We start from the raw sequence: 22,955 nt of genomic DNA, 5'->3' as shown, positions 1-22,955 counted from the left end.
CTCGTGAGTGGCAATCCCGGTTAGAACCGGGATTGCCACTCACGAGCTAGAGGAGCGGCGGCACACTCGCGTCAATCAAGTGCGGCCCCGGCTCAGCCACTGCGCGCCGGAACTGCTCAGCCAGCTCCTCCGCCGTCGTCGCCCGGGACGCCGGAACGCCCATGCCCTCGGCGATCTTCACGAAGTCCAGGTCCGGACGCCCGATGTCCAGCAGCTCCTTCGCGCGCGGCCCGTCGCCGGACGCGCCGACGCGCTGCAGCTCCATCCGCAGGATCGCGTACGCGTTGTTGTTGAGCACCACCGTGGTCACGTCGAGGTTCTCGCGGGCTTGCGTCCACAGCGCGGAGATCGTGTACATCGCGCTGCCGTCGGATTCGAGGTTGATCACCGGCCGCTTCGGAGCCGCGATCGCCGCGCCGACGGCCACCGGCATGCCGTAGCCGATCGCGCCGCCGGTCAGGGTCAGCACGTCGTGCCGCGGCGCGCCCGCGGTCGCGGCGGGCAGCAGGAGACCGGACGTGTTCGCCTCGTCCACGATGATCGCGTTCTCCGGCAGCAGCGCGCCGATCACGTCGACCCAGTTCTGCACGGTGAGCGGACCGCTCGGCAGCTCCGGCCGTCCGGCTTCCTGCAGGACCGGCTCGGTGTCCGCGGCTACCAACGCGGCGACTGCTTCCAGCGCGGCGGCGACGTCCTGGCCGACCGTCGCGAGCACGTGGACGTCCGCGCCTTCCGGGGTCAGCTCGCTCGGCATGCCCGGATAGGCGAAGAACGACACCGGGGCCTTCGTGCCCGCGACGATCAGGTGCTTGATGCCGTCCAGCTGGTACTTGGCCTGCTCGGCGAGGTACCCGAGCCGTTCGATGTTCGGCAGTCCGGCGCCGCGCTCCAGCCGTGCCGGGAACGTCTCGGCGAGCGCCTTCGCTCCGGTCGCCGTGGCGATCCGGCTGGTCGCGCGCAAACCGGCTTCGTGGCAAGCAGATCCGCCGACCAGCAACGCCACCGGTTCACCGCTGCGCAGCACGTCCGCGATCTTCTGCACGGTCGTCGCGTCGACGGTCTGCGGCATGCGCGGCGGAATCGGCGCGCACGTTTCGCCGCCCTCGCCCCACGACGCGTCGGCGGGCAGGATCAGCGTCGCGACCCGGCCCGGCGCGTCCTGCGCCGCCGCGACCGCCGCCGCCGCGTCCGCGCCGACGTCCTTGGTGTGTCCCGACCGGCGCACCCAGCCTTCAAGCGAGCCCGCGATGGCGTCGATGTCCGATTCCAGCGGGGCGTCGTACTGCTTGTGATAGGTGGCGTGGTCGCCGATCACGTTGACCACCGGCGTGTGCGCGCGCCGCGCGTTGTGCAGGTTCGCCAGGCCGTTGCCCAGCCCGGGCCCGAGGTGCAGCAGCGTCGCCGCGGGCTTGCCGGCGACCCGCGCGTACCCGTCCGCGGCACCGGTCACGACGCCCTCGAACAGCGCGAGGACGCCGCGCATCTCCGGCACCGAATCGAGCGCGGCGACGAAGTGCATCTCCGACGTGCCGGGGTTGGAGAAGCACACGTCGACCCCGCTGTCGACGAGCGTGCGGATGAGGGACTGGGCGCCGTTGAGCGTGCTCACTGTGCTCACTTTCCGGTTTGCGCGAACAGAACGCCGGGGTTGAGGATCCCGGCCGGGTCGAAGCTTTCCTTGACCCGGCGCAGCAGATCGAGCTTCGCCGGGTCTTCGAGCTTGGCGTAGTACTTCGTCTTGGTGCGGCCGAGCCCGTGCTCGCCGGAGATCGCGCCGCCCAGCTCGTACGCGTAACCGAAGATGTCGGTCAGCAGCTGCGAGCGCGTGTCCGGGTCCTTGCAGAAGATCGCCAGGTGGACGTTGCCGTCACCGGCGTGCCCGCAGCCGAGCGCGCCGCCGCCGGTGGCCATCGCCAGCTCGCGGGCTTTTGCCATGAACTGCGGCATCGCGGTCCGCGGCACCACCACGTCGATGATGTCGTCCGCTCCCGCGGCTTTGGCGTTCCAGAAGGCCTTCTCTCGGGCTTCGATGAGCTTGCGCGCGGCATTGCCTTCGAGCACGTACGCGTCGGTCGCGCCGAGTTCGACCAGCAGTTCGCCGAGTGTCTCGACGTCCTCGCCGAGCCGGTCGGCCACGCGGTTTTCCAGCGCCACGGCCAGATACGCCTGGGTCCGGTCGCGGATTTCCGCCGGGACGCCCAGTTCGAGCTTGTCGTTGTAGACCATCGCGGCCATCGTCATGTTGTCGATGTACTCGAGGATCTGCGGGGCGAGACCGCTCGCGGCGATCTTCGGCACCGCCGCCATGACCTGCTCGAAATCGTCGAACGGGGCGAGCACCGTAGCGCCGTGCGGCAGCCGCGGCTGCAGCTTCACGATCACCTCGGTCACCAGCGCGAGCGTGCCCTCCGAGCCGATGATCAGCTGGGTGAGGTCGTAGCCGCTGGAGATTTTCGACATCCGGCCGCCGACACGGATGATCTCGCCGGTCGCGAGCACCGCCTGCAGACCCGAGACGTTGCCGCGGGTGATGCCGTAGCGGATCGCGCGCATGCCGCCGGCGTTGGTGCCGACGGTGCCGCCGACGCTCGCGCTCAGTTCTCCGGGGTAGACGGGGTAGGTGAGGTCGTGCTCGGCGGTCTTCGCGTCGAGTTCGGCCAGCGTGACGCCCGGCTGGACCACGGCGACGTGGTTGCCGGTGTCGATCTCGAGCACCGAGTTCATCCGCTCGAACGAAACGAGCAGCCCGCCTTCGACCGGCCGGGCCGCGGCCGACAGCCCGCTGCCGGACCCCCGCGCGGTCACCGGGATGCCCTCGGCGGCGGCGATCTTCACCAGCGCGGAGACCTCTTCGGCGGTGGCCGGCTTCGCGACGTACGCGGGTTTCTGACCCGGCGTGCTGAGCGCCTCGTCGTGCGCGTAGTCGTCGGAAATCGCGTCACCGGTCAGCAGGTTCCCCGCTCCGACGGCACCTGCCAGCTGTGTTGCGATCTCGCCCATGCCACTCCCTCGTGCGCGCGTACGTCTGGCCGAAGCCTAGCCGTTCTGCTGCTCGACTGGCCATGAATAGTTTTCACGTTAGCCGACGCGGACACGAAAAAGGCCACGCCGCGCGCGTGGCCAGGAAGGGGGGGAGAACCACAGCAGGGACCGGCCCGCGCCAACAGGCCGGCCCCTGGGTTAATCCTCGGTGCCGGTCAGACGAGCCAGCCGAGCACGTGCGCCAGGTGCGCGAGCAGACCCGAGATCAGGTCGTGGCCGTGGTGCACGTGCTGGGTGAACATCTGCATTGAGGGGCTCCTTGTTCGGATTGTTCTTCTGTGGTGCTCTCGCGAGGAGCCAACGCAGATTTCCATCGGTGCGCTCACGGTGTCAAAACGCGGTTTTCCCAGTGCTGGCAACGGATCGGCGGCCGGGGAATCTTCCCATGTTAAACATGTAAGGCTTTCGGGTTTGCCGCCGGGGGTGCACTGTGGACTCTTCGCCACGGTTCGTAGCGAAGGCTGCGTCCGATCACCCTGGGTAGCAGACGTGCGTTGCGGCAACCGGGCGGCGTGGCCCCTCGAACCGGTGAACGTGAAGCCACGATTGGTGAGTTGCCGAGGTTCACACCGCCGGGTGATCATCGGGCCCGGATCCCTTGTCCGGCAGCGATTCCCGGCCCGGGTTCATGATCGCGGAGGGTTAACCCGGCCTCACTCCGGAGAGACAATCTGGCCCGATCGGGACTACGAAAAAGGCCAGCCCCTCCGTAGCGGAGGAACCGGCCCTTGCCGGGTGACGCGTCAGTCGGCGCGGGCGAACGACAGCGTCTCGCCTTCCACGCCGCGCAGCCACAGATCCTGCGCGGCCGCGGCCATCTCGGACAGGCCTTCCTCGATCGTCGCGAACACGTTGCCGGGCACCCAGCCGGCGTCGCCGTTGATCAGGAGGTTGTTGCGGCCGTAGAAAATGGCGAGATCCGTGGCACCCTGGTCGCTGTGCGCCTCGCTGCCCTCGTCGTAGCCGTACGCCGGATTGCCGATTTCCCATGCCTCGAAGCCGAAGTAGACGACGTCGCCCGGAATCGGGGTAATGGTCGGGTTCTCGCGGCCCGGCTTGGGTTCCGCGAAGGGCGGCACGAGCGTGTAGACCTCGTTGCGCGCGTACTTCGCGTGGTACGCCGAACTGCTCTGCGGAAGCGCGTCCCACACCGCCTTGCAGGTGCGCGGTGCTTCTTCGTCGAGCAGCCGGGCACGACAGGTGACGCCGCGCTTGTCGAGGCTGATGGTGATGTAGCGCGCCATGGCTCAGCTCCCCGTGACCGAAGTGACGACCTCGCCCCAGATGCGCAATGCGTCGTCCACCTGTTCCGCATTGACGACCAGGGGCGGCACCATGCGCACGACGTTCGAGTACGCACCACAGGTGAGCAACAACAGTCCGCTCTTGGCGGCCGCCTGCTGCGCGGCCTGCGCGGTGGCCGTGTCCGGTTCGCCGTCCGCAGTAGTGAACTCAGTGCCCACGAGAAGCCCGAGACCGCGTACGTCGCCGATAGCCGGCGTCTTGTCCGCGATGACGCGCGCGCCCTCCAGGAGCTGACGGCCGCGCTCCGCGGCGTTCTCGACCAAGCCTTCGTCCTGAATGACGTCGAGTGTCGCGATCGCTGCCGCGCACGACACCGCGTTGCCGCCGTACGTGCCGCCTTGCGAACCTGGGTACGCCTTCGCCATCAGCTCTTCCGAAGCGGCGATGCCGGACAGCGGGAAGCCGCTGGCGAGGCCCTTCGCGATCAGCACCACGTCCGGGCGGACGTCGAAGTGGTCGTGGCCCCAGAACTTGCCGGTGCGGCCGAACCCGGCCTGCACCTCGTCGAGCACCAGCAGGATGCCGTGCCGGTCGGCGCGCTCGCGCAGCCCGGCCATGAACGCGGTGTTGGCCGGAACGTAGCCGCCCTCGCCGAGCACCGGTTCGATGAAGAACGCGGCCGTCTCGTTCGGCGCGGAGACGGTCTGGAAGAGGTAGTCCAGCTCGCGCAGGGCGAACTTCGTCGCGGTCTCCTCGTCCCAGCCGTAGTGGTACGCGTACGGGAACGGCGCGACGTGCACGCCGGACATCAGCGGCGAGATGCCCGCGCTGAACCGCGTGCCGGAGGTGGTCATGGTGGCGGCGGCGACCGTGCGGCCGTGGAATCCGCCCTGGAACACGATGACGTTCGGCCGCTTCGTCGCCTGCCGGGCCAGCCGCAGCGCGGCCTCGACGGCTTCGCTGCCGGAGTTCGCGTAGAAGAGCGAATCGAGCCCGGACGGCAGCACGTCGCCGAGCTTGCGGGTCAGTTCGAGCAGCGGTTTGTGCATGACCGTCGTGTACTGGCCGTGCACGAGCTTGCCGATCTGCTCGCGCGCGGCCTCGACCACGCGCGGGTGGCAGTGCCCGGTGCTGGTCACCCCGATGCCCGCGGTGAAGTCGAGATGACGTTTCCCGTCCACGTCGTAGAGGTAAACCCCTTCACCGTGGTCGACGACGACGGGCGTTGCCTGCTTGAGCAGCGGGGAAAGCTGGGCCATCCGGCGCCCTCCTTGGATGCGGGTGGAGACGGTTGTCGATTGTTGACAATATCCATAGCATGAGTTCGGGACAACAGGAACAGGAGCAACCTGGATGAGCGGGATCACCGAGAACGGCGTCGTGGGCGCGGTCGGCAAGGAACTCTTCATCGGCGGCAAGTGGGTCGCCGCGCGCAGCGGGAAGACCTTCGACGTGCAGGACCCTTCCACCGGCAAGGTGCTGTGCCAGGTCGCGGACGCCGGGCAGGAAGACGGCTTCGCGGCGCTCGACGCGGCCGTTTCGGCGCAGGCCGGCTGGGCGGCGGTGGCGCCTCGGGAACGCGGTGAAATCCTGCGCCGCGCGTACGACAAGCTCATCGAGCGCCGCGACGAACTGGCGCTGCTGATGACCCTGGAGATGGGCAAGCCGCTGGCCGAGGCCGCCGGGGAAATCACCTACGCCGCCGAGTTCTTCCGCTGGTTCGCCGAGGAGGCGGTGCGGATCGACGGCGGCTACGCGGTGGCCCCGAACGGCTCGGGCCGGTTCCTGATCGCCCGCCAGCCGGTGGGCCCGACGCTGCTGATCACGCCGTGGAACTTCCCGATGGCGATGGGCACGCGCAAGATCGGCCCTGCGGTCGCCGCGGGCTGCACGATGGTGATCAAGCCCGCCGCGCAGACGCCGCTGTCGATGCTCGCGCTCGCGCAGATCCTCGCCGACGCCGGGTTGCCCGAAGGCGTGCTGAACGTCGTCACCACCAAGGACGCGGGCGGCGTGATGGAGCCGCTGATCCGCGACGGACGCGCGCGCAAGCTGTCCTTCACCGGCTCGACCGGGGTCGGCCGCAAGCTGCTGGAGCAGTGCGCGGAGAAGGTGCTGCGCACGTCGATGGAGCTGGGCGGCAACGCGCCGTTCGTCGTGTTCGACGACGCGGATCTGGACGCCGCGGTCGAGGGCGCGATGCAGGCCAAGATGCGCAACATCGGCGAGGCGTGCACCGCGGCCAACCGGTTCTACGTGCAGCGCGGCGTCGCCGAGGAGTTCTCCCGCCGGCTCACCGAGCGGATGCAGGCGCTGCCGATGGGCCGCGGCACCGACGAGGGCGTCGTGGTCGGCCCGCTCATCGACGAGGCCGCGGTGAACAAGGTGACCGAGCTGGTCAAGGACGCCACCGACAAGGGCGCGCGGGTGCTCACCGGCGGATCGCGGGTCGACGGCCCTGGGCACTTCTACCCGGCGACGGTGCTCACCGACGTCCCGGTGGACGCCCGGCTGGCCAGCGAGGAAATCTTCGGCCCGGTCGCGCCGATCACGCCGTTCGACACCGAGGACGAGGCGGTCGCGAAGGCCAACGACACCGAGTTCGGCCTGGTGTCCTACCTGTTCACCAGCGACCTGAAGCGCGCGCTGCGGGTGTCGGAACGCTTGGAGGCCGGGATGATCGGCCTCAACCAGGGCATCGTGTCCAACCCGGCGGCTCCGTTCGGCGGGGTCAAGCAGTCCGGGCTCGGCCGCGAGGGCGGCACGGTCGGCATCGACGAGTTCCTGGAGACCAAGTACATCGCGGTGAGCCTGTGACACACCGGATTGCCAGCATCCCGGGCGACGGGATCGGGGTCGACGTCACGATCGAAGCGCGCCGGGTCCTCGACGCGGCCGCGGCGAAGTACGGATTCTCCTTGGAGTGGACCGAATTCGACTGGAGCTGCGAGCGGTACGCGAAGACCGGCGCGATGATGCCCGACGACGGGGTCGAGCAGCTGTCGGGCTTCGACGGCATCCTGCTCGGCGCGGTCGGCTTCCCCGGCGTGGCCGACCACGTTTCTTTGTGGGGCCTGCTGATCCCGTTGCGGCGGGCGTTCCAGCAATACGTCAACCTGCGGCCGGTCCGGCTGCTTCCGGGCACCACCTCGGTGCTGGCCGGGCGGAAGGCGGACGAGCTGGAAATGGTGATCGTCCGGGAGAACTCCGAGGGCGAGTACTCGGCGATCGGCGGACGGCACAACGCCGGTCGGCCGGACGAGTTCGTGCTGCAGGAATCGGTGTTCACGCGGGTCGGGGTGGAACGGATCATCCGGTACGCCTTCGAACTCGCGCGCACGCGTTCTCAACACGTCACCTCGGCGACGAAGTCCAACGGGCTGATCCACTCGATGCCTTACTGGGACGAGATTTTCGCCGAGGTCGCGGCGAAGTACCCGGACGTCCGCGCGGAACAGTGCCATGTGGACGCTCTGGTCGCGCGGATGGTGCAGGCTCCGGACCGGCTCGACGTGGTGGTGGCGTCGAACCTGTTCGGCGACATCCTGAGCGATCTCGCGGCCGCGATCACCGGCGGACTAGGCATGGCCCCGTCGGGAAACATCAACCCATCAGGTGAGTTTCCGTCGATGTTCGAGGCGGTCCACGGGAGTGCTCCGGACATCGCCGGACAGGGCATCGCGAACCCGGTCGCGCAGATCCTCGCCGGGGCGATGCTGCTCGACCACCTCGGGGAAACCGTTGCCGCGCAAGCGATCCGAGCTTCGGTCGACGAGGTGCTGACGGCGGGCGAAACGCTCACCCCCGACCTCGGCGGAACCGCTACCACAACCGCGCTCGGCGCCGCGGTGGCCGCTTCGCTCCGCTGATTTTTTGTCGGTGCCGCGCGCTTGACTCTCCTCGTGACCCGCCGACGGGTCCCGAGGGGAGGAGGCACCCATGTGCCAGATGTGCGAGGAGCCGGAAAGATCCGGGCCGCAGTACCTGATCGAGCCGCTGTACTTGACCGAGGCGCTGGACCAGATCCGGGAGTACGGGTGGTGCGTCCAGGGCGTGCTGGGAACGGGTTCCCGGCCGTCCTGGGCGTACACCGCGGGCCTGACCGCGCAAGGCATGCCCGAGCTGGCCGTCACCGGATTGCCGCCGTACCAAGCGGTGTATCTGCTCGACGTCGCGGCCGAACACGCGCTGCAGACCGGCCCGCCGATACCCGGGCAGCAGTGGCTGCTGCCCCGGCTGCCGCGAGTGGAAGCCGTGCGGATCAGCACCCCCGCCGTGCACCTGGACGTCGCGGTTTCCTGCTATGGCGAGGAAATCCAGGCGGTACAGCTCGTCTACGCGGACCCGGAGGGGCGGTTCCCGTGGTCGCCGCACTACAACCTCGGCCTCGGCGGACAGCCCGTGCTGGGGGTGCGCGATGCCTGAGTTCTTCTTGCCGCGAAAGAGTTTCCCGCGCTTTCGACCGGTAGAATCGGATCATGCCCGAACTTCTGGCACCCACGGTCCGCCTGCACCGCGCCTGGCTGGAAGTGCACGCCGAATGGGGTCCAGGCCTCCACGAGGACGGTTTCGGCCTGTCCGCCGCCGCCTCGGCCGAGGTCGGCTCGCCAGCGGGATTCGCCGCCTGGGTAACGGAATTGACGCAGGGGTGCGCCGTCTACCGCTGGTTGGTCGAGGGCGGCCAGGTGCTGGGCGGGATCGCCTTGCGTTCTGGGCCAGCCGAGTATGTGCGGTGGGCTGGGCACATCGGCTTCGGCATCCGTCCCTCGGCGCGTGGCCGTGGCCTCGGCTCCTGGGCACTGCGCCAGATGCTGGACGAAGCGCGGAGCCGGGGCCTGTCTCGCGTGCTCCTGGTGTGCGCGGCGGAGAACCTGGCCTCCGCCAAGACGATCGAACACGCCGGCGGGGTGCTGGAAGAACTTCGCCAGACCGACCACGGACCGGTGCGGCGGTACTGGATCTCGCTGTCGGCCTGAGCTGTTCAGCGGGCGCGTTCCGTCGCCGCAGCGCAAGGGCTCGTGAGTGCTTTCGCCGGTTAGCACCGGCGTGGCCACTCACGACCTCACTCAGCCGCGACGACGCCGTCCTTCAGGCTCCGCCCCGGCAGCAACCGGCTGATCGCGTCATCCATGTGCGCGTCCAGCAAGTGCAGCGCGGTCTCCTCGTCGCCCGAGCGCAGGGCTTCGATGATCCGTGTGTGCTCCTCCAGCCGATCCTCCACGCCCTGATACGTGCTCTGCAGCAACGTCAGGCACATCCGCGTCTCGATCAGCAGCGTCCGGGCCATGCGCACCAGCCGTTTGCTGCCGGAGGCGTTGATCAGCGCCTCGTGGAACCGGAGGTCCGCCTCGGACAGCGCGGCCGGATCGTCCGCGGCCGCCGCCATGTCGGCCACGTTCTGTTCCAGTGTCGCGGCCACCGCGTCGCGGTCGCCGCGGAAGGCGCACAGGAGGGCGGCTCTTTCCACGGCCGAACGGGCGAGGTAGATGTCGAGCACGTCCGCCGGTTCGAGGTCGATCACGAACAGGCCGCGGTGGCGTTCGCTGCGCAGCAAGCCCTCAGACACGAGGTGCTGCATCGCCTCGCGCAGCGGGCCGCGCGACACCTGGAAGCGGGCGGCCAGGTCGGTCTCGCCGAGCTGGGTGCCCGGCGGCAGCGCGCCGGTCATGATCGCGTCGCGCAGCTGGCGGGCGATCACGGCGGCGGTCGATTCCCGGCTCACCGGCTCTATGTCAGGCAGTGCGACCACGGCTCAGCCCTTCGTCCGGAACAACGCGCCCAGCGAACGCACCAGCCTGTTCGTGCCGGTCAGCCGCAGGCCCTCCCACACGGTCACCTGGTTGGCGGTCAGCACCGGCTTGCCGAGTTTCTCCTCGATGGCGGTGATCTCGCCGAGCGTGCGCATCGCGGTGTCGGGCACGAGGACCGCGTCGGCGTCCGGGTGGTCGTGGCTCACCGCGAGGTCCACCACGGCCTCGGGCGCGAGCTGGCCCACCTCGGCGGCGGTGTCGATGTCCGCGCTGGACATCGAGAGCACCTCGACGCCGCCGGCGGCGAGGAAGTCCACGAACAGCCGGGCGACGTCGTCGGGGTAGCTCGCGGCCACCGCGACGCGTTGCACGCCAAGGGCTTTCGCCGCGTGCACGAAGGCGAACGACGTGCTCGAAGCGGGCACTCCGGCGGCCTTGGCGAGCTGGTCGGCCTGGTTCCGCGCGCCGTCCCAGCCGTACACGAAGCTGCCGGACGTGCAAGCCCACACGACGGCCTCCGGCTGGTGCTTCGCGAGCAGCCGGGCGCCTTCGGCGAGCCGGGTTTCGCTGCCGAGGTCGAGCAGTTCCGGCACCGCGTGCAGGTCGGTGCCGTAGATGTGCGCGACCGGCAGGCTGATGTCGCCGTCGGCGCCGCCGAGAAGCTGTTCCGCGAGCGGGTAGTCGTCCTCGGCCGCGTGGTCGGGGTAGATGAAGCCGATCGTGGTCACGAAACCTCCGGGATGCGCAAATTGTCGACAATGTTAGCGGGACGGGTCAAGACACCTCCCGCAGCCACTGGCCGGGGCCCACGATCGGCAGCCGCATCCGCCGCAGGCACGCCCACATGGTCAGCTGGTTGGCGGTCAGCACGGGTTTGCCGAGTGCCTTCTCCAGCGGTTCGATCAGGTCGAATGTGGGGAGGTTGGTGCAGCTGACGAAAATCGCCTCGGCGTCGCGGTGGTCCGCGGCCAGGATCCGCTCGGCGATGGTGCGGTAGCTGACCTTCCAGATGCCGCCGCCCAGCCCGAGGTGGTCGCTGGACACGGTGTCCACGCCGACCTCGGCGAGGAAGTCGTGGAGTTTGCCGGTGAGGTCCGCGTCGTACGGCGTGAGCACCGAGACGCGGTGCAGGTCGAGCTGGTGCAGCACCTCGACGAGGGCACCGGAGGTGGTGACCGCGTCCGGCGCGCCCGCGTCGCAGATCGCCTTGGTGAGGGAGCGTTCGTAGTCGATGCCGTTCACGAAGCTGCCTGAGGTGCACAGGTACGCGACCACCTCGGGCTCGACGTGCAGCACGTCGCGGGTGGCCGTGGCGAGGTGCCTGCTGTCGCTCACCAGCTGTGCCATCTCCATGCTCACCGGGACGGGTTCGTACGGGGTGCGGGCGAGATGCAGCGACACCTCCATCGGCACCCAGCGCCACAGTTCGCGCTCGAGCGCGAGGTCGAACGGCGCGATCACGCCGATGCCGCGCTGGGCGAGCGGGCCCTCGAACGCGAGGAAGTCCAGATCCAAGGTTCAGCCTCCGGAATACGCCTGTGCCGATGCCCGTCCGGTGCTCCGGGGGTGGTCCTCGGATTGTTGACAATCATACGAGCCACTTTTACCGTGTCAATCGTGAATGCCCCGGAAACCCCCGTTCTGGCAGTGCTCTGCGGGGCAGACCAACCACCGGACATGGCCGCTATCGAAGACGCGGCGGTAGTTCGTTACACCGACGAGCGCGGACTCGCCGGCGCGCTCGCCGGCGCCGACGCGCTGTTCGTCTACGACTTCCTGTCCGGGGCCGTCCCCGGGGCCTGGCCCGCGGCGGACCGGTTGCGGTGGCTGCACATCGCGAGCGCGGGCGTCGATCCGGTGCTGTTCCCCGGGCTGCGCGAGAGCGACGTCGTGCTCACGAACTCGCGCGGGGTGTTCGACGACGCCATCGCGGAGTACGTGCTCGGCGTCGTGCTGTCGTTCGCCAAGGACTTCGCGCGGTCGCTCGACCTGCAGCGCGCCGGGACGTGGCAGCACCGCGAGACCGAGCGGATCGCCGGGCGGGAGGTGCTCGTGGTGGGCACCGGGCCGATCGGCCGGGCCATCGCGCGGATGCTGCGCGCGGCCGGGATGCGCGTGTCCGGGGCCGGACGGCGGGCCCGCGTCGGGGATCCGGATTTCGGGGTGGTGCACGAGTCGGCCGAGCTGACGCGGCTTCTACCCGGCTTCGACTACGTCGTCGCGGTCGCGCCGCTCACCGGCCAGACCAAGGGCATGTTCGACGCCGCCGCGTTCGCCGCGATGAAACCGTCCGCGCGGTTCGTGAACGTCGGCCGCGGCGAACTGGTGGTCACCTCCGATCTGATCGCGGCGTTGCGGGCCGGGGAGATCGCCGGGGCCGCGCTCGACGTGTTCGAAACCGAGCCGCTGCCCGCCGAAAGTCCACTGTGGACCATGCCGGACGTGCTGCTGTCCCCGCACATGTCGGGCGATTTCCACGGCTGGCGGCGGACCCTGGTCGAGGTGTTCGCGGGGAACTTCCGGCGCTGGCTCGCCGGGGAGCCGCTGTGGAACGTCGTGGACAAACGGCTCGGGTATGTGCCGTCCGAATCGCAGGGAGGCGCCGGATGGGCGACCGGGAACTGACCGCCAGCGAGCTCGTCGCCGCCTACGCCACCGGCGAGCTGTCGCCGGTCGAGGCGACGAAGAGCGCCCTGCAGAACATCGAGGACCGGGACGGCGAGATCAACGCCTACTGCCTGGTCGACGCCGACCGCGCGCTCGAACAGGCGAAGGCGGCCGAAGTCCGCTGGCGCGACGGGAATCCGATCGGCTGGCTCGACGGCGTTCCCGCGTCGATCAAGGACATCTTCCTCACCCAGGGCTGGCCGACGCTGCGCGGTTCCACGAGCATCCCGGCCGACCAGCCGTGGGAGGTCGACAGCCCGGTGATGGCGCGGATGCGCGAGGCGGGCCTGGTCGTGCTGGGCAAGACGACCACGCCGGAGATCGCGTGGAAGGGCGTCACCGACAGCGCGCTCGCGGGCGTCACGCGCAATCCGGTGAACCCGCGGATGACCGCGGGCGGGTCCAGCGGTGGCAGCGCGGCGGCGGTCGCGGCGGCGATGGGCGAGCTGTCCGTCGGCACCGACGGCGGCGGCTCGGTGCGGATTCCCGCGTCGTTCTGCGGAATCGTCGGGATGAAGCCGACCCACGGCCGGATCCCGCTGTTCCCGGCGAGCCCGTTCGGCCCGCTCGCGCACGCCGGTCCGATGGCGCGCAGCGTGGACGACACCGCGCTGCTGCTGGACGCCCTCGCGATGCCGGACCATCGCGACCCGACCGCGCTCGAACCGCCGATCAGCGCGTACCGCGAGGCCGTGCGGCGCGACGTGCGCGGGCTGATCGCGGCCTTCTCGCCGACGCTGGGTTTTGTCGACGTGGACCCGGAAGTCGCGGCGATCGTCGCGTCGGCGGTGCAGTCGCTCGCCGATGCCGGGCTGCAGGTAGAGCAGGCCGACCCCGGGTTCGGCGACCCGAAGGACGCCTTCGACGTGCTGTGGTGCGCGGGTGCGGCGAAGTCGCTTGACGCGTTCCCGCCGGGCAGCGAGCCGCGGGTCGACCCTGGCCTGCGTCGCGTGTGGGAAAAGGGCCGTACTTACTCGGCGGGCGATTACCTCGACGCGACCGCGGAACGCGCCGCGCTCGGCATCCGGATGGGCGAGTTCCACACCCGCTACGACGTGCTGCTCACGCCGACCGTCCCGATCCCGCCGTTCGAGGCCGGGCACGACGTGCCGCCGGGCAGCGGGATGACCGAATGGCCGGAGTGGACGCCGTTCACCTACCCGTTCAACATGACGCAGCAGCCGGCGATCAGCGTTCCGGCCGGGCGCACCGAATCCGGCCTCCCGGTGGGGCTGCAGATCGTGGGCCCGCGGCATTCGGACGACCTGGTGCTGGCCGTGGCCAAGCTGCTGGAGGAGGTCCGGCCCTGGGCCGCGCCGTGACGCCCGCCAGCGAGATTCCCGCCAGCGCCACTCCAGCCAGCGAGATTCTTGGCACGTTTCCGGCGCGTCCCGCTGTGGCAGGCTGTCCGGCATGACCGAGTTCACCGCGCCCATCGACGACCGCTGGTTCGAGGACTATCCCGAGGGGTCGGTGTACGAGTTCGGCGACACGAGCGTCACCGAAGCGGAGATCATCGAGTTCGCCGGGAAGTACGACCCGCAGAGCTTCCACACCGACCCGGTGGCGGCGAAGGAGGGCCCGTTCGGCGGGCTGATCGCGAGCGGATGGCACACGTCCAGCCTGATGATGCGGATGTTCGCCGACCACTACCTGTCGTCGGTCGCGAGCCTCGGCAGCCCCGGCATCGACGAACTGCGCTGGCCGCGTCCGGTGCGGCCGGGGGACCGGCTGCGGATGCGGGCGACCGTCACCGAGGCGCGGCGGTCGAAGTCGAAGCCGGACCGCGGACTCATCCGCACCCGGATGGAAGTGTTCAACGGCGACGGCGAGCTGGTGTTCAGCGCGAGCGCGGTCAACTTCCTGTCGGTGCGACCGGAGCCGCCTGCCGGTTCGTGAGCTGCCGGATCTCGCGGCTGCACAGCGCGAGCCCGGTCGAGACGAGAATCAGCACCCCGCACGTGACGAGCACCGGTTCGCGGCCCAAGTGCCGCACGAGGGGACCCGCCGCGATCTGCCCGAGCGGCATCGCGGCGAGTGAACCCAGCATGTCGTAGGAGTACACGCGGGCGAGCCGGTCGGGCGGGATGTGTTCCTGCAGCGAAACGTCCCAGGCGACGCTGAACTGCTCCATCGCCAGCCCGGCCAGCAGCATCGCGATCAGCAGCGGGACGAGCGACGGCCACCAGCCGAGCGTCAGCACCGGCAACGCTTCCACCATCACCAGCAGCACCCCGGCGAACAACGCGCGCCGAGGCTGCCAATGCGCGGCGACGATCCCGCCGAGCAGCGCGCCCGCCGTCTGCATCGCCAGCGCCAGTCCCCATCCAGAGCGTCCGAACGTCTCGTCCGCGACGACCGGCCCGATGACCAGAAGCATGCCGATGCCTGCGCCGTTGACGAAGGCGAACTGCGCCACCACGGCCCACACCCAGGTGCGCGAACGGAACTCGTGCCATCCGGCGATCAGGTCGGCGATCGGCCGTGCGCCGGAAGTTCGCTCGGTCCGCGGCAGCCGGACGGCGTGATAGGCGAGCGCGGCGGCGAAGAACACCAGCGCGTTCACCGCCAGCGCCCAGCCGGATCCGGCCGCCGCCACCGCGACCCCGGCGGCCCCGGCCCCGGCGATGCGACCGCTGTTGATCAGCAGCCGCAGCAGCGCGTTCGCCGGGGTCAGCAGCTCCCTCGGCACGGTCTGCGGAGTGATCGCCCCCGCGGCGGGCAGCGACATCGCCGCGACCGCCCCGTTGACCACGCTCAGCGAGACCAGGAACGGCACCGAGCCGAATCCACAAAGGACACTCGCGGCGATCAACGCCTGGCTGAGCCCGGCCGCGATCTCGGTGCCCTGCAGGATCACCGCGCGCGGCAGCCGGTCCGCGAGCACCCCGCCGAAAAGCAGCAGCAGCACGTTCGCCAGCGACCGAGCCCCGACCACCAGCCCGAGGTCGACCGCCGAGCCGGTGCGGTCGAGCACCGCGAACGCGAGCGCGACCGGAGCGACCGAATTGCCGAAGACGCCGAGCGTCCTCCCGGCGGCGAGGGCGCGAAAACTGCGGTGCCGCAACGGCTCCAGAAGGCTCACTTCGCGAGCATCCTCGGACTGTCAACCGAATAATCAGCAGCTGGGACCGCTCGCCGAGGGCAAGCGAGGAGTGCTGTGCTCGGCTCATGCGGACGACGATTCTTGGCCGCAGCGGCCTCGAAGTGTCCCGGATCGCCTTCGGCACCGGCGGATTCGGCGGGCAGTGGGGCGGCTTCGACGAGGACACCGCGGTCGCCGCGATCCGGCGCGCGCACGAACTCGGCATCACCCTCTTCGACACCGCACGGGCTTACGGCACCGCCGAAGCGCTCCTGGGCAAAGCGCTGCGCAGTGAGCTGGACCATCGCCGCGACGGCGTCGTCATCGCCACCAAAGGCGGGACGCACCCCGGTTCCGACCGGATCCGCGATTCGCGTCGAGCGTGGCTTACCCAAGGGGTGGACGAGAGCCTGCGCGCGCTCGGCGTCGATCACCTCGACCTCTACCAGATCCATTGGCCAGACCCGCGCACGCCAGCCGCGGAGGTCGCCGGGACGCTGCAAGAGTTCGTGGACGCGGGCAAGATCCGCCACGCCGGAGTGTCGAATTACGACGCCACGCAGCTCAGCGCGTTGAACGAGACGGTGGAAACCGTGCAGGTGCCCTACCACCTGTTCCGGCGCGGTGCCGAAGCCGATCCGCTCCCGTACGCCCGCGCGCACAACGTCGGTGTGCTCGCCTACAGCGCGCTCGGCAGCGGTCTGCTCACCGGCTCGCTGATCGCCGACACGGTGTTCGACCCGTCGGACTGGCGGTCGCGTTCGTCCGCTTTCCGCGGCGACCCGTTGCGGCACAACCTGAAGATCGTCGACCGGCTTACCGCGTTCGCCGAGGAGCGTGGCGGGACGGTGAGCCAGCTGGCCATCGCGTGGACGCTGGCGAAGGCCGACGTCGCCATCGTCGGCGCCCGCCGCCCCGCCAGCATCGAGAAGAGCGCGGCCGGCTTCCCGCTCACCCCGGCCGACCTCGCCGAGATCGACCGGATCAGCGCCGATGCCGTGCCGGTCGGCGGGGCCAGCCCGGAAGGCATCGACTGACCGGCTGACTGACCGGCTACGACCGGGTCGCGAATTCCAGCTCGGCGAGCGCCGTGTCCAGGTGCGTCAGGATCCGCTGCAGGTGCGGGACGCTGCGCCGGCAGCCGGTGATGCCGAAGTCGAGATTGTCCCCGTTGCTGGTCAGCGTGATGTTCAAGGCCTGCCCGTCGAGCAGCACGGACGCCGGGTAGATGCCGTCGAGCGCCGCGCCGTTCCAGTACATCTGCTTGCGCGGGCCGGGGACGTTCGAGATCACCAGGTTGAATGGCGGCCGCGTGTTGCCGACGACACCGGGGATCGGCGACGCGCCGAGCTGGGCCACGTTGATCCCGGACAGCAGCAGCGTCTGCAGCGGCGACAGCTGCGAGAACAGCTTCTTGCCGTTCGACATCGACTCGGAGATCGCGGCCAGCCGCCGCGCCGGGTCGGTCTCGTCGGTGGCCAGGTTGCAGAGCAGCGCGCCGATGTTGTTGCCGGTCGCGTCGCCGGAGTCGCGGCGGCGCAGCGACACCGGGACCATCGCGACCAGCGGCGCGTCCGGCAGCGCGCTCTGCTCGATGAGGTAGTCGCGCAGCGCGCCGGAACACATCGCGAGCACGACGTCGTTGCGGGACACGCCCGCGGCGGTCGCGACCTCGCGCACCCGCTCGAGCGGCCAGGACTGCGCGGCGAACCGGCGCGCGCCGCCGATCGGCACGTTCAGCATCGTCTTCGGCGCCTGCATCGGCAGCGTGAGCCGGTGCTCGCGGAACGCCTCGCGCGCCACCTTCGCCGCGGCCGGCGCGATGCCCGCGACCTGCTCGAACGTCTTGCCCACCAGGGCGAACGGCGACGCGGACGAGTGGCCGTTCCGGTTCGCGGCGGGCTTCTCCCGTGATCCCCACGGCGGCGGGCAGTCCAGGTCGGCGGGGTCGTCCGACAGCGTGCCCTGCAGGTGCCGCAGCGCGGAGACGCCGTCCATCAGCGCGTGATGAATTTTCGAGTACACCGCGAACCGGCCGTCGCGCAGTCCCTCGATGAGGTGCGTTTCCCACAGCGGCCGGTGCCGGTCGAGCAGCGTGCTGTGCCAGCGCGAGGTGAGTTCGAGCAGTTCGCGGATCCGGCCCGGCTGCGGCAGCGCGGAATGCCGGAAGTGGTAGTCGAGCTCCAGATCGGTGTCCCGCGACCAGCGCACGTGCCCGACCGTGTTCACCGGACGGCTCGGCCGCATCCGGAACACGCCGCGCATGTTGTCCGATTCCAGCAGGCTTCGGCGGAGATCGCGCAGATAGTCCTCGCCCGCGCCGTCGGGTTTGCGGAACAGCTGGAGCCCGCCGACGTGCATCGGGTGCTCGCGGGTCTCGACCATCAGGAACATCGAGTCGGTCACCGGCATCAACGGCATTCGGCCACCCCTTTCCGCGGCGCCGGGAACCTCGGCGTGCCCGGCCCCCGGAGTGTACGCACGAAAAAGGCGGCGGCTCGCCCCTCGCGCGGCCAGGTGGGGGACAAGCGATGACAAACCCTGTCCGGTGCCGTGTCGGCGGCTGCTTACCGGAGGCGGATACCATCGCTGGCGTGGCAGGACGGACTGGAGCTCAGCAGCTGGGGGACGCGCTCACGGCTCTCGGGACCGAGGTGGTGTTCGGCCTGCCGGGAGTACACAACCTGCCGCTGTGGGAGGCGTTGGCGGACACCGGGATCCGGCTCGTCAACGTCCGGCACGAACAGACCGCGGGCTACGCGGCCGACGGTTATGCCCGCAGGACGGGAAAACTCGGCGTCGCTCTCGTGACCACCGGTCCCGGCGCGGCGAACACGCTCGGCGCGGTCGGCGAAGCGATGGCGTCCGCGGCCCCGGTGCTCGTGATCGCCACGGACATTCCGTCGACGCTGCGCCGTCCGGGTGTGGTGCGCGGGGTGCTGCACGAAACTTCCGACCAGCAGGCGATGTTCGCGCCGGTGACCAAGGCCGGATTCACCGTGCACCGCGCGGACCAGATCGGCACGACGCTGCACCGTGCCGCCCGGCTCGCGCTGATGCCGCAAAGCGGTCCGGTGTATTTGGGCATTCCGACCGATTTCCTCCGCGAGACCACCCCGCCGCGCGAACCGCCCGCGCCGCCCGCCGAGCGCGTCCTCGACCTGCCGGACCTGCCGCGTGCGGCGGACCTGCTGGCGTCCGCGCGCCGTCCGCTGATCTGGGCGGGCGGCGGTGCGCTGCGTGCCGAAGCGGGCGAAGCGATCGGGCATCTCGCCGAGCGATTGGCCGCGCCGGTGCTCACCACGTTCGGCGCGCGCGGCCTGCTTCCGCTCGATCATCCTTGCCTGGCCCCGAATCCGGTGCACGCGCCGGAGGTCGGGCAGCTGTGGGACGAGGCCGACGTGGTGCTCGCGATCGGCACCGACTTCGACGGCCTGATGACGCAGAACTGGAACATGCCCGCGCCGCCGAAGCTGATCGCGATCAACGTCGACGCCGGCGACGCGGCGAAGAACTACCGGCCGGACGTCACCCTGGTCGGCGACGCCCGCCGCGTCGTCGAGTCCCTGCACCCGGAACCGCGGCCGGGGCTGGAGGAGCTGACCGCGCGGCTGGCTGGCATCGGCCGCCGGGTGCGCAGGCGCATCCGCGACGAGGAACCGCAGGCCGCCGACTTTCTGTCCACTTTGGAGGAAGTGCTCCCCGCGGACGGCACGATCGTCACGGACATGTGCGTCGCCGGATACTGGATCGGCGGCTTCCACCGGGTCCGCGCCCCGCGCCGGCTGGCTTACCCGATGGGCTGGGGCACGCTCGGCTACGGCTTCCCGGCGTCGCTCGGCGCGGGTGCGGCAGCTGAGGCAGTCGGCGGCGGACGCGTCCTGTGCGTCACCGGTGACGGCGGTTTCCTTTACGCGGTAGGAGATCTGGCGACGCTCGCCGAGGAACAGCTGCCGGTCACCGTCGTGGTGGTGGACGACGGCGGCTACGGCATGCTGCGTTTCGATCAGGACCAGGAAGGCCTGCCGCACCGCGGGGTCGACTGGGACAGCCCGGATTTCGTCGGACTGGCCCGCTCGTTCGGCGTGCACGCGGACCGCGTGTCCGGTTTCGGCCGCGCGTTTCGCCGCCTGCTGAGCGAGTTCGTGGAATCGGACGAGCCGAACGTCCTGGTCGTGCGCGCGAAGCTGAAGCCGCCGCTGAACACTTCGCCGCGGTGGTACCGGAAACCGCGCAGCTGAGCTAGGCGGGTTCTTCGGGGTCTTCGCGCAGGGAATCGATCATGCTCCGCAGGCTCCGGAAGGCAGCCGCCTGCTCGGCCTCGGTCATCCCGGACAGCATCCTGACCTCGACGGACCGGACCGCCGCGGTCGCCTTCTCCAGGCTCCGCCGCCCGCGCGGGGTGAGCCGCGCGGGAAGGGCCTTCCCGACCGGCGCTTCCGTCGGCCTGGTCACGTAGCCGTCCCGCTCCAGGGCCTGGAGCAGCACGTTCATCGTCTGCCGGGTCACGAACGCGCCCCGCGCGAGTTCGGAGTTCGACAGGCCAGGGCGCTGGGCCAGCAGTTCGAGGCAGGAGTAGTGCGTCACGTTCATCCCGAGCGGCCGCAGCACCTCCTCCATCGCCGTGCGCAGGACGCTGGAGGCTTCCTTCAGCAGATAGCCCAGTGACGTGTTCAGATCCACCCCGCCTTGACTCATGTCAGGATTCTGACATACATTGGGCTATGTCAGAAGACTGACACGAAGAAAGGAACAGCTTCATGCCCGCCACCGGCCCCGACTTCCTCTCGCTGCAAGCGCGCGACCTGAGCGCTTCGCAGGCGTTCTACGAGCAGTACCTCGGCCTCGTCCGCTCGCCGGCCGGGCCGCCGCACGCCGTCGTCTTCGAGACGAAGCCGATCGCGTTCGCGCTCCGCGAGGTCATTTCCGGCACCGATCTCGCGTCCGCCGCCCAGCCCGGCATCGGCGTCGCGATCTGGCTCCACGCGACCGACGTCCAGTCCATTCACGACGCTCTCGCCGCCGACGGCCACCGCATCGTCTCCGCGCCGATCGACGGTCCCTTCGGCCGGACGTTCACCTTCGCCGACCCCGACGGCTACCACGTCACCCTCCACGACCGTGGCTGAGGCGAGCGCCCTGGTTTTCGGGGCTACCGGAGCACTCGGCCGCCACGCCCTGAACGCGCTGGTGGCCAGGGGAATTGACCCCGCAACGATCACCGCGGCCGGCCGGAACCACGCGCGTCTCGGGGAGCTTGCTTCCGCCGGGTTCGCCACCGCGGCCGTCGATCTGTCGGATTCCGCCGACGTCGCGGAACTCGTGGCCAGGCACCGCGAAGTCGTGTTGATCTCAGGCCGGGACCCGAACCGGCTGGCGCAGCACGAGTCGGTCATCGAGGCCGCGAAGAACGCGAACGTCCAGCACGTCTACTACACGAGCGGCGTCCGAGCCGACGACGACCGGTTCGAGATCAATGCGGACCACCGGGCGACTGAGGAAGCTCTCGTCGCTTCCGGTGTGCCGTACACGATCCTGCGGAACACCTGGTACATCGAGAACTTCCAGCAGTCGCTGGCTGGCCCTCGCTTCACCGGCGTTCTCGCTGCCGCGACTGGTGACGCGGTCGTCGCGGCAGCCAGCCGGAAGGACCTGGCGGAGGCCTTGGCGGTCGTGGTCACCACAGCTGGGCACGACAACGTCACTTACAGCCTTTCCGGGGACACGGACTTCACCTACGCCGACATTGCCAAAGCGATGTCAGTCGTGCTGGAACGAGAAGTCGAGTATCGGCCGGTCGCTCCCGAAGAATTGCGGGCACTGCTCCTCAAGTCGGGAATGGACGACGGGCTGGCCAGCTTCCTGGTCAGTCTCGACGAAACCATTGCCGCCGGGGTTTTCGCCCGGGTCGGCAACGATCTCTCCCGGCTCCTGGGCAGGCCGACGACCGGCCTTGTCGAGGGTTTGACGGCACAGTGAACAGCCCCGACCAGCGGTTCTGGATCAACACCGTCACCCTGGACCACGTCGAAGCGGCCATCGAGGGCGGCTTCACGCAGGCGGATCACGGGGCTGGCAAACGGCTTCGCCAGCCCCGTCCCGGCGACGAGATGATCTTTTACTCGCCGCGCACGAGCTTGCAGGGAGGAAAACCGGTCCGGCAGTTCACCGCGTGGGCCACCATTACCGGCGACCAGCCTTATCAGGCTTACGTCAGCGAGAACTTCCAGCCATGGCGGCTCGCGGTCACCTTTCATGCCTGCGAACGAGTGGACGCGAAACCGCTTGTCGAGCAGTTGTCCTTTATCGCCGACCCCACTCATTGGGGTTTGCCGTTTCGCCGCGGGTTGTTTCAGATTCCGCAGCGGGATTTCTCGACGATCGTCGCGCACCTGGCCGCGTGAAGGTGCCTCAGCTGGGGTGCGCGTCCGCTTCCCAGCTGAGGAACGCGTCCAGCGTCGCCGACCGGTGTGCCCGCGCGCAGTGCTCGATCCATTCGGGACCGGAGCGGGCGCGGATCAGGTCGAGCAGCTGGTCGTGTTCGGCGACCGAGGCGAGCGCGCGGGCGGGCACGAAGGAGAACGTCGAATCGCGGATCGTGGCCAGCTGCGCCCAGCCCTTCTTGACCAGGTCGACCAGGCTGGGATTCGGGCAGCGGGAGTAGAGCACCTCGTGGAACTCGTGGTTGAGCCGGGTGAATTCGACCGGTTCGAGCTGGTCGAGGCCGATGCGCATCCGGTCGTTGAGTTCCGTCGCCTCGGCGAGGTCGTCCTCGGTCAGATGCGGCGAGGCGAGGGCGGTGGCCGCGCTTTCGACGATCGCGAGCATCTGCATCGTGTGCTCGTAGCCGACCGGGTCGATCGCCGCGACGGTCGCGCCGACGTTGCGTTCGAAGTGGACCAGCCCCTCGGCCTGCAGCAGCCGCACCGCCTCCCGCACCGGGACCGTGCTCACGTCGAATTCCTTGGCCAGCGAGCCGAGGACCAGCCGGTGTCCCGCCGGGTACGCGCCCGCGGTGATCCGGGATTTCAGCACTTGATAGGTGTGCTGGCTCTTGCTGAGCCCGCCATTCCGTTCATCCGCTGTGGACATCCCTGTCGCCTCCCCTTCGCAGCCCCGCCGGGGCGGGGTTGTCCAGGCCACGGTAACCGGTCCGTTCGCCGTGC

23 protein-coding genes are annotated in these 22,955 nt (G+C 69.7%); 12 read left to right on the top strand and 11 right to left on the bottom strand.

The features are described from left to right. Positions 1-46 precede the first annotated feature (46 nt). The 4 genes from ACFSVL_RS26590 to ACFSVL_RS26575 form a co-directional block, all read right to left on the bottom strand. Entirely contained in the window at positions 47-1,609 is a 1,563-nt protein-coding gene (locus tag ACFSVL_RS26590) for an acetolactate synthase large subunit (RefSeq protein WP_378308278.1), read from the bottom strand. 5 nt (positions 1,610-1,614) lie between these two features. Beyond that, positions 1,615-3,000, bottom strand: coding sequence for an FAD-binding oxidoreductase (locus ACFSVL_RS26585; protein ID WP_378308277.1), 1,386 nt, complete (start codon positions 2,998-3,000; stop codon positions 1,615-1,617). A gap of 785 nt (positions 3,001-3,785) precedes the next feature. Further along, a complete protein-coding gene (locus ACFSVL_RS26580; RefSeq protein WP_378308276.1) occupies positions 3,786-4,286 on the bottom strand; it encodes a DUF3830 family protein in 501 nt (166 codons plus the stop codon). A 3-nt stretch (positions 4,287-4,289) separates the two neighbouring features. Next, the gene (locus tag ACFSVL_RS26575) at positions 4,290-5,546 is read right to left on the bottom strand and encodes an aspartate aminotransferase family protein (RefSeq protein WP_378308275.1); all 1,257 of its coding nucleotides are present in this window, start codon (positions 5,544-5,546) and stop codon (positions 4,290-4,292) included. A gap of 94 nt (positions 5,547-5,640) precedes the next feature. On the opposite strand from ACFSVL_RS26575, the gene ACFSVL_RS26570 reads away from it, so the two are divergent. The 4 genes from ACFSVL_RS26570 (at position 5,641) to ACFSVL_RS26555 (ending at position 9,263) form a co-directional block, all read left to right on the top strand. Beyond that, the gene (locus ACFSVL_RS26570; RefSeq protein ID WP_378308274.1) at positions 5,641-7,104 is read left to right on the top strand and encodes an NAD-dependent succinate-semialdehyde dehydrogenase; all 1,464 of its coding nucleotides are present in this window, start codon (positions 5,641-5,643) and stop codon (positions 7,102-7,104) included. Next, entirely contained in the window at positions 7,101-8,156 is a 1,056-nt protein-coding gene (locus ACFSVL_RS26565) for a tartrate dehydrogenase (RefSeq protein WP_378308273.1), read from the top strand. The genes ACFSVL_RS26570 and ACFSVL_RS26565 overlap by 4 nt, the downstream gene beginning before the upstream one ends. A 70-nt stretch (positions 8,157-8,226) precedes the next feature. Then, a complete protein-coding gene (locus tag ACFSVL_RS26560) occupies positions 8,227-8,712 on the top strand; it encodes a DUF4262 domain-containing protein (protein ID WP_378308272.1) in 486 nt (161 codons plus the stop codon). 53 nt (positions 8,713-8,765) lie between these two features. Then, positions 8,766-9,263, top strand: coding sequence for a GNAT family N-acetyltransferase (locus ACFSVL_RS26555; RefSeq protein WP_378308271.1), 498 nt, complete (start codon positions 8,766-8,768; stop codon positions 9,261-9,263). Positions 9,264-9,349: 86 nt separating this feature from the next. On the opposite strand, the gene ACFSVL_RS26550 is transcribed toward ACFSVL_RS26555, so the two are convergent. From ACFSVL_RS26550 to ACFSVL_RS26540, 3 genes are read right to left on the bottom strand one after another with little or no spacing between them, the layout of a single operon-like run. Then, positions 9,350-10,036, bottom strand: coding sequence for a GntR family transcriptional regulator (locus ACFSVL_RS26550; RefSeq protein WP_378308270.1), 687 nt, complete (start codon positions 10,034-10,036; stop codon positions 9,350-9,352). 3 nt (positions 10,037-10,039) lie between these two features. Then, positions 10,040-10,765, bottom strand: a complete 726-nt coding sequence (locus ACFSVL_RS26545) for a maleate cis-trans isomerase family protein (protein WP_378308269.1) — start codon at positions 10,763-10,765, stop codon at positions 10,040-10,042. A gap of 46 nt (positions 10,766-10,811) precedes the next feature. Next, on the bottom strand, positions 10,812-11,552 hold the full coding sequence (locus ACFSVL_RS26540) for a maleate cis-trans isomerase family protein (RefSeq protein ID WP_378308268.1): 741 nt from the start codon (positions 11,550-11,552) through the stop codon (positions 10,812-10,814). A 162-nt stretch (positions 11,553-11,714) separates the two neighbouring features. Between ACFSVL_RS26540 and ACFSVL_RS26535 the strand changes: the two genes are divergently transcribed. The 3 genes from ACFSVL_RS26535 to ACFSVL_RS26525 all read left to right on the top strand — a co-directional run bounded on the left by ACFSVL_RS26535 (position 11,715) and on the right by ACFSVL_RS26525 (position 14,603). Continuing rightward, entirely contained in the window at positions 11,715-12,662 is a 948-nt protein-coding gene (locus ACFSVL_RS26535; RefSeq protein WP_378308267.1) for a D-2-hydroxyacid dehydrogenase, read from the top strand. Further along, complete coding sequence (locus tag ACFSVL_RS26530) at positions 12,644-14,026, top strand: amidase (protein ID WP_378308266.1); 1,383 nt, start codon at positions 12,644-12,646, stop codon at positions 14,024-14,026. The genes ACFSVL_RS26535 and ACFSVL_RS26530 overlap by 19 nt, the downstream gene beginning before the upstream one ends. 91 nt (positions 14,027-14,117) lie before the next feature. Continuing rightward, positions 14,118-14,603: a MaoC family dehydratase gene (locus tag ACFSVL_RS26525; protein ID WP_378308265.1), complete on the top strand. Its 486-nt coding sequence runs from the start codon at positions 14,118-14,120 to the stop codon at positions 14,601-14,603. Here ACFSVL_RS26525 and ACFSVL_RS26520 read toward each other — a convergent pair. Continuing rightward, positions 14,560-15,789, bottom strand: a complete 1,230-nt coding sequence (locus ACFSVL_RS26520; protein ID WP_378308264.1) for an MFS transporter — start codon at positions 15,787-15,789, stop codon at positions 14,560-14,562. The genes ACFSVL_RS26525 and ACFSVL_RS26520 overlap by 44 nt on opposite strands. Positions 15,790-15,875: 86 nt before the next feature. On the opposite strand from ACFSVL_RS26520, the gene ACFSVL_RS26515 reads away from it, so the two are divergent. Next, on the top strand, positions 15,876-16,826 hold the full coding sequence (locus ACFSVL_RS26515) for an aldo/keto reductase (RefSeq protein WP_378308263.1): 951 nt from the start codon (positions 15,876-15,878) through the stop codon (positions 16,824-16,826). A gap of 16 nt (positions 16,827-16,842) precedes the next feature. On the opposite strand, the gene ACFSVL_RS26510 is transcribed toward ACFSVL_RS26515, so the two are convergent. Next, positions 16,843-18,210, bottom strand: coding sequence for a WS/DGAT/MGAT family O-acyltransferase (locus tag ACFSVL_RS26510; protein ID WP_378308262.1), 1,368 nt, complete (start codon positions 18,208-18,210; stop codon positions 16,843-16,845). A gap of 173 nt (positions 18,211-18,383) precedes the next feature. On the opposite strand from ACFSVL_RS26510, the gene ACFSVL_RS26505 reads away from it, so the two are divergent. Further along, complete coding sequence (locus tag ACFSVL_RS26505; protein ID WP_378308261.1) at positions 18,384-20,030, top strand: thiamine pyrophosphate-binding protein; 1,647 nt, start codon at positions 18,384-18,386, stop codon at positions 20,028-20,030. Position 20,031: 1 nt separating this feature from the next. Here the strand turns inward: ACFSVL_RS26505 and ACFSVL_RS26500 are convergent, their stop codons facing one another. Continuing rightward, positions 20,032-20,487: a MarR family winged helix-turn-helix transcriptional regulator gene (locus ACFSVL_RS26500; protein WP_378308260.1), complete on the bottom strand. Its 456-nt coding sequence runs from the start codon at positions 20,485-20,487 to the stop codon at positions 20,032-20,034. 62 nt (positions 20,488-20,549) lie between these two features. Between ACFSVL_RS26500 and ACFSVL_RS26495 the strand changes: the two genes are divergently transcribed. From ACFSVL_RS26495 to ACFSVL_RS26485, 3 genes are read left to right on the top strand one after another with little or no spacing between them, the layout of a single operon-like run. Further along, complete coding sequence (locus ACFSVL_RS26495) at positions 20,550-20,918, top strand: VOC family protein (RefSeq protein WP_378308259.1); 369 nt, start codon at positions 20,550-20,552, stop codon at positions 20,916-20,918. Continuing rightward, on the top strand, positions 20,911-21,768 hold the full coding sequence (locus ACFSVL_RS26490; RefSeq protein WP_378308258.1) for an NAD(P)H-binding protein: 858 nt from the start codon (positions 20,911-20,913) through the stop codon (positions 21,766-21,768). The genes ACFSVL_RS26495 and ACFSVL_RS26490 overlap by 8 nt, the downstream gene beginning before the upstream one ends. Beyond that, the gene (locus ACFSVL_RS26485; RefSeq protein WP_378308257.1) at positions 21,765-22,193 is read left to right on the top strand and encodes an EVE domain-containing protein; all 429 of its coding nucleotides are present in this window, start codon (positions 21,765-21,767) and stop codon (positions 22,191-22,193) included. Before ACFSVL_RS26490 ends, ACFSVL_RS26485 begins: the two co-directional genes overlap by 4 nt. A gap of 7 nt (positions 22,194-22,200) precedes the next feature. Here the strand turns inward: ACFSVL_RS26485 and ACFSVL_RS26480 are convergent, their stop codons facing one another. Continuing rightward, positions 22,201-22,881, bottom strand: a complete 681-nt coding sequence (locus ACFSVL_RS26480; protein ID WP_378308256.1) for a GntR family transcriptional regulator — start codon at positions 22,879-22,881, stop codon at positions 22,201-22,203. Positions 22,882-22,955 lie beyond the last annotated feature (74 nt).

Source organism: Amycolatopsis silviterrae, from assembly GCF_042684085.1.
GTDB lineage: Bacteria > Actinomycetota > Actinomycetes > Mycobacteriales > Pseudonocardiaceae > Amycolatopsis > Amycolatopsis silviterrae.
Note: the sequence above shows the minus strand (reverse complement) of the source record. Positions and strands in the feature narration are given on the sequence as shown.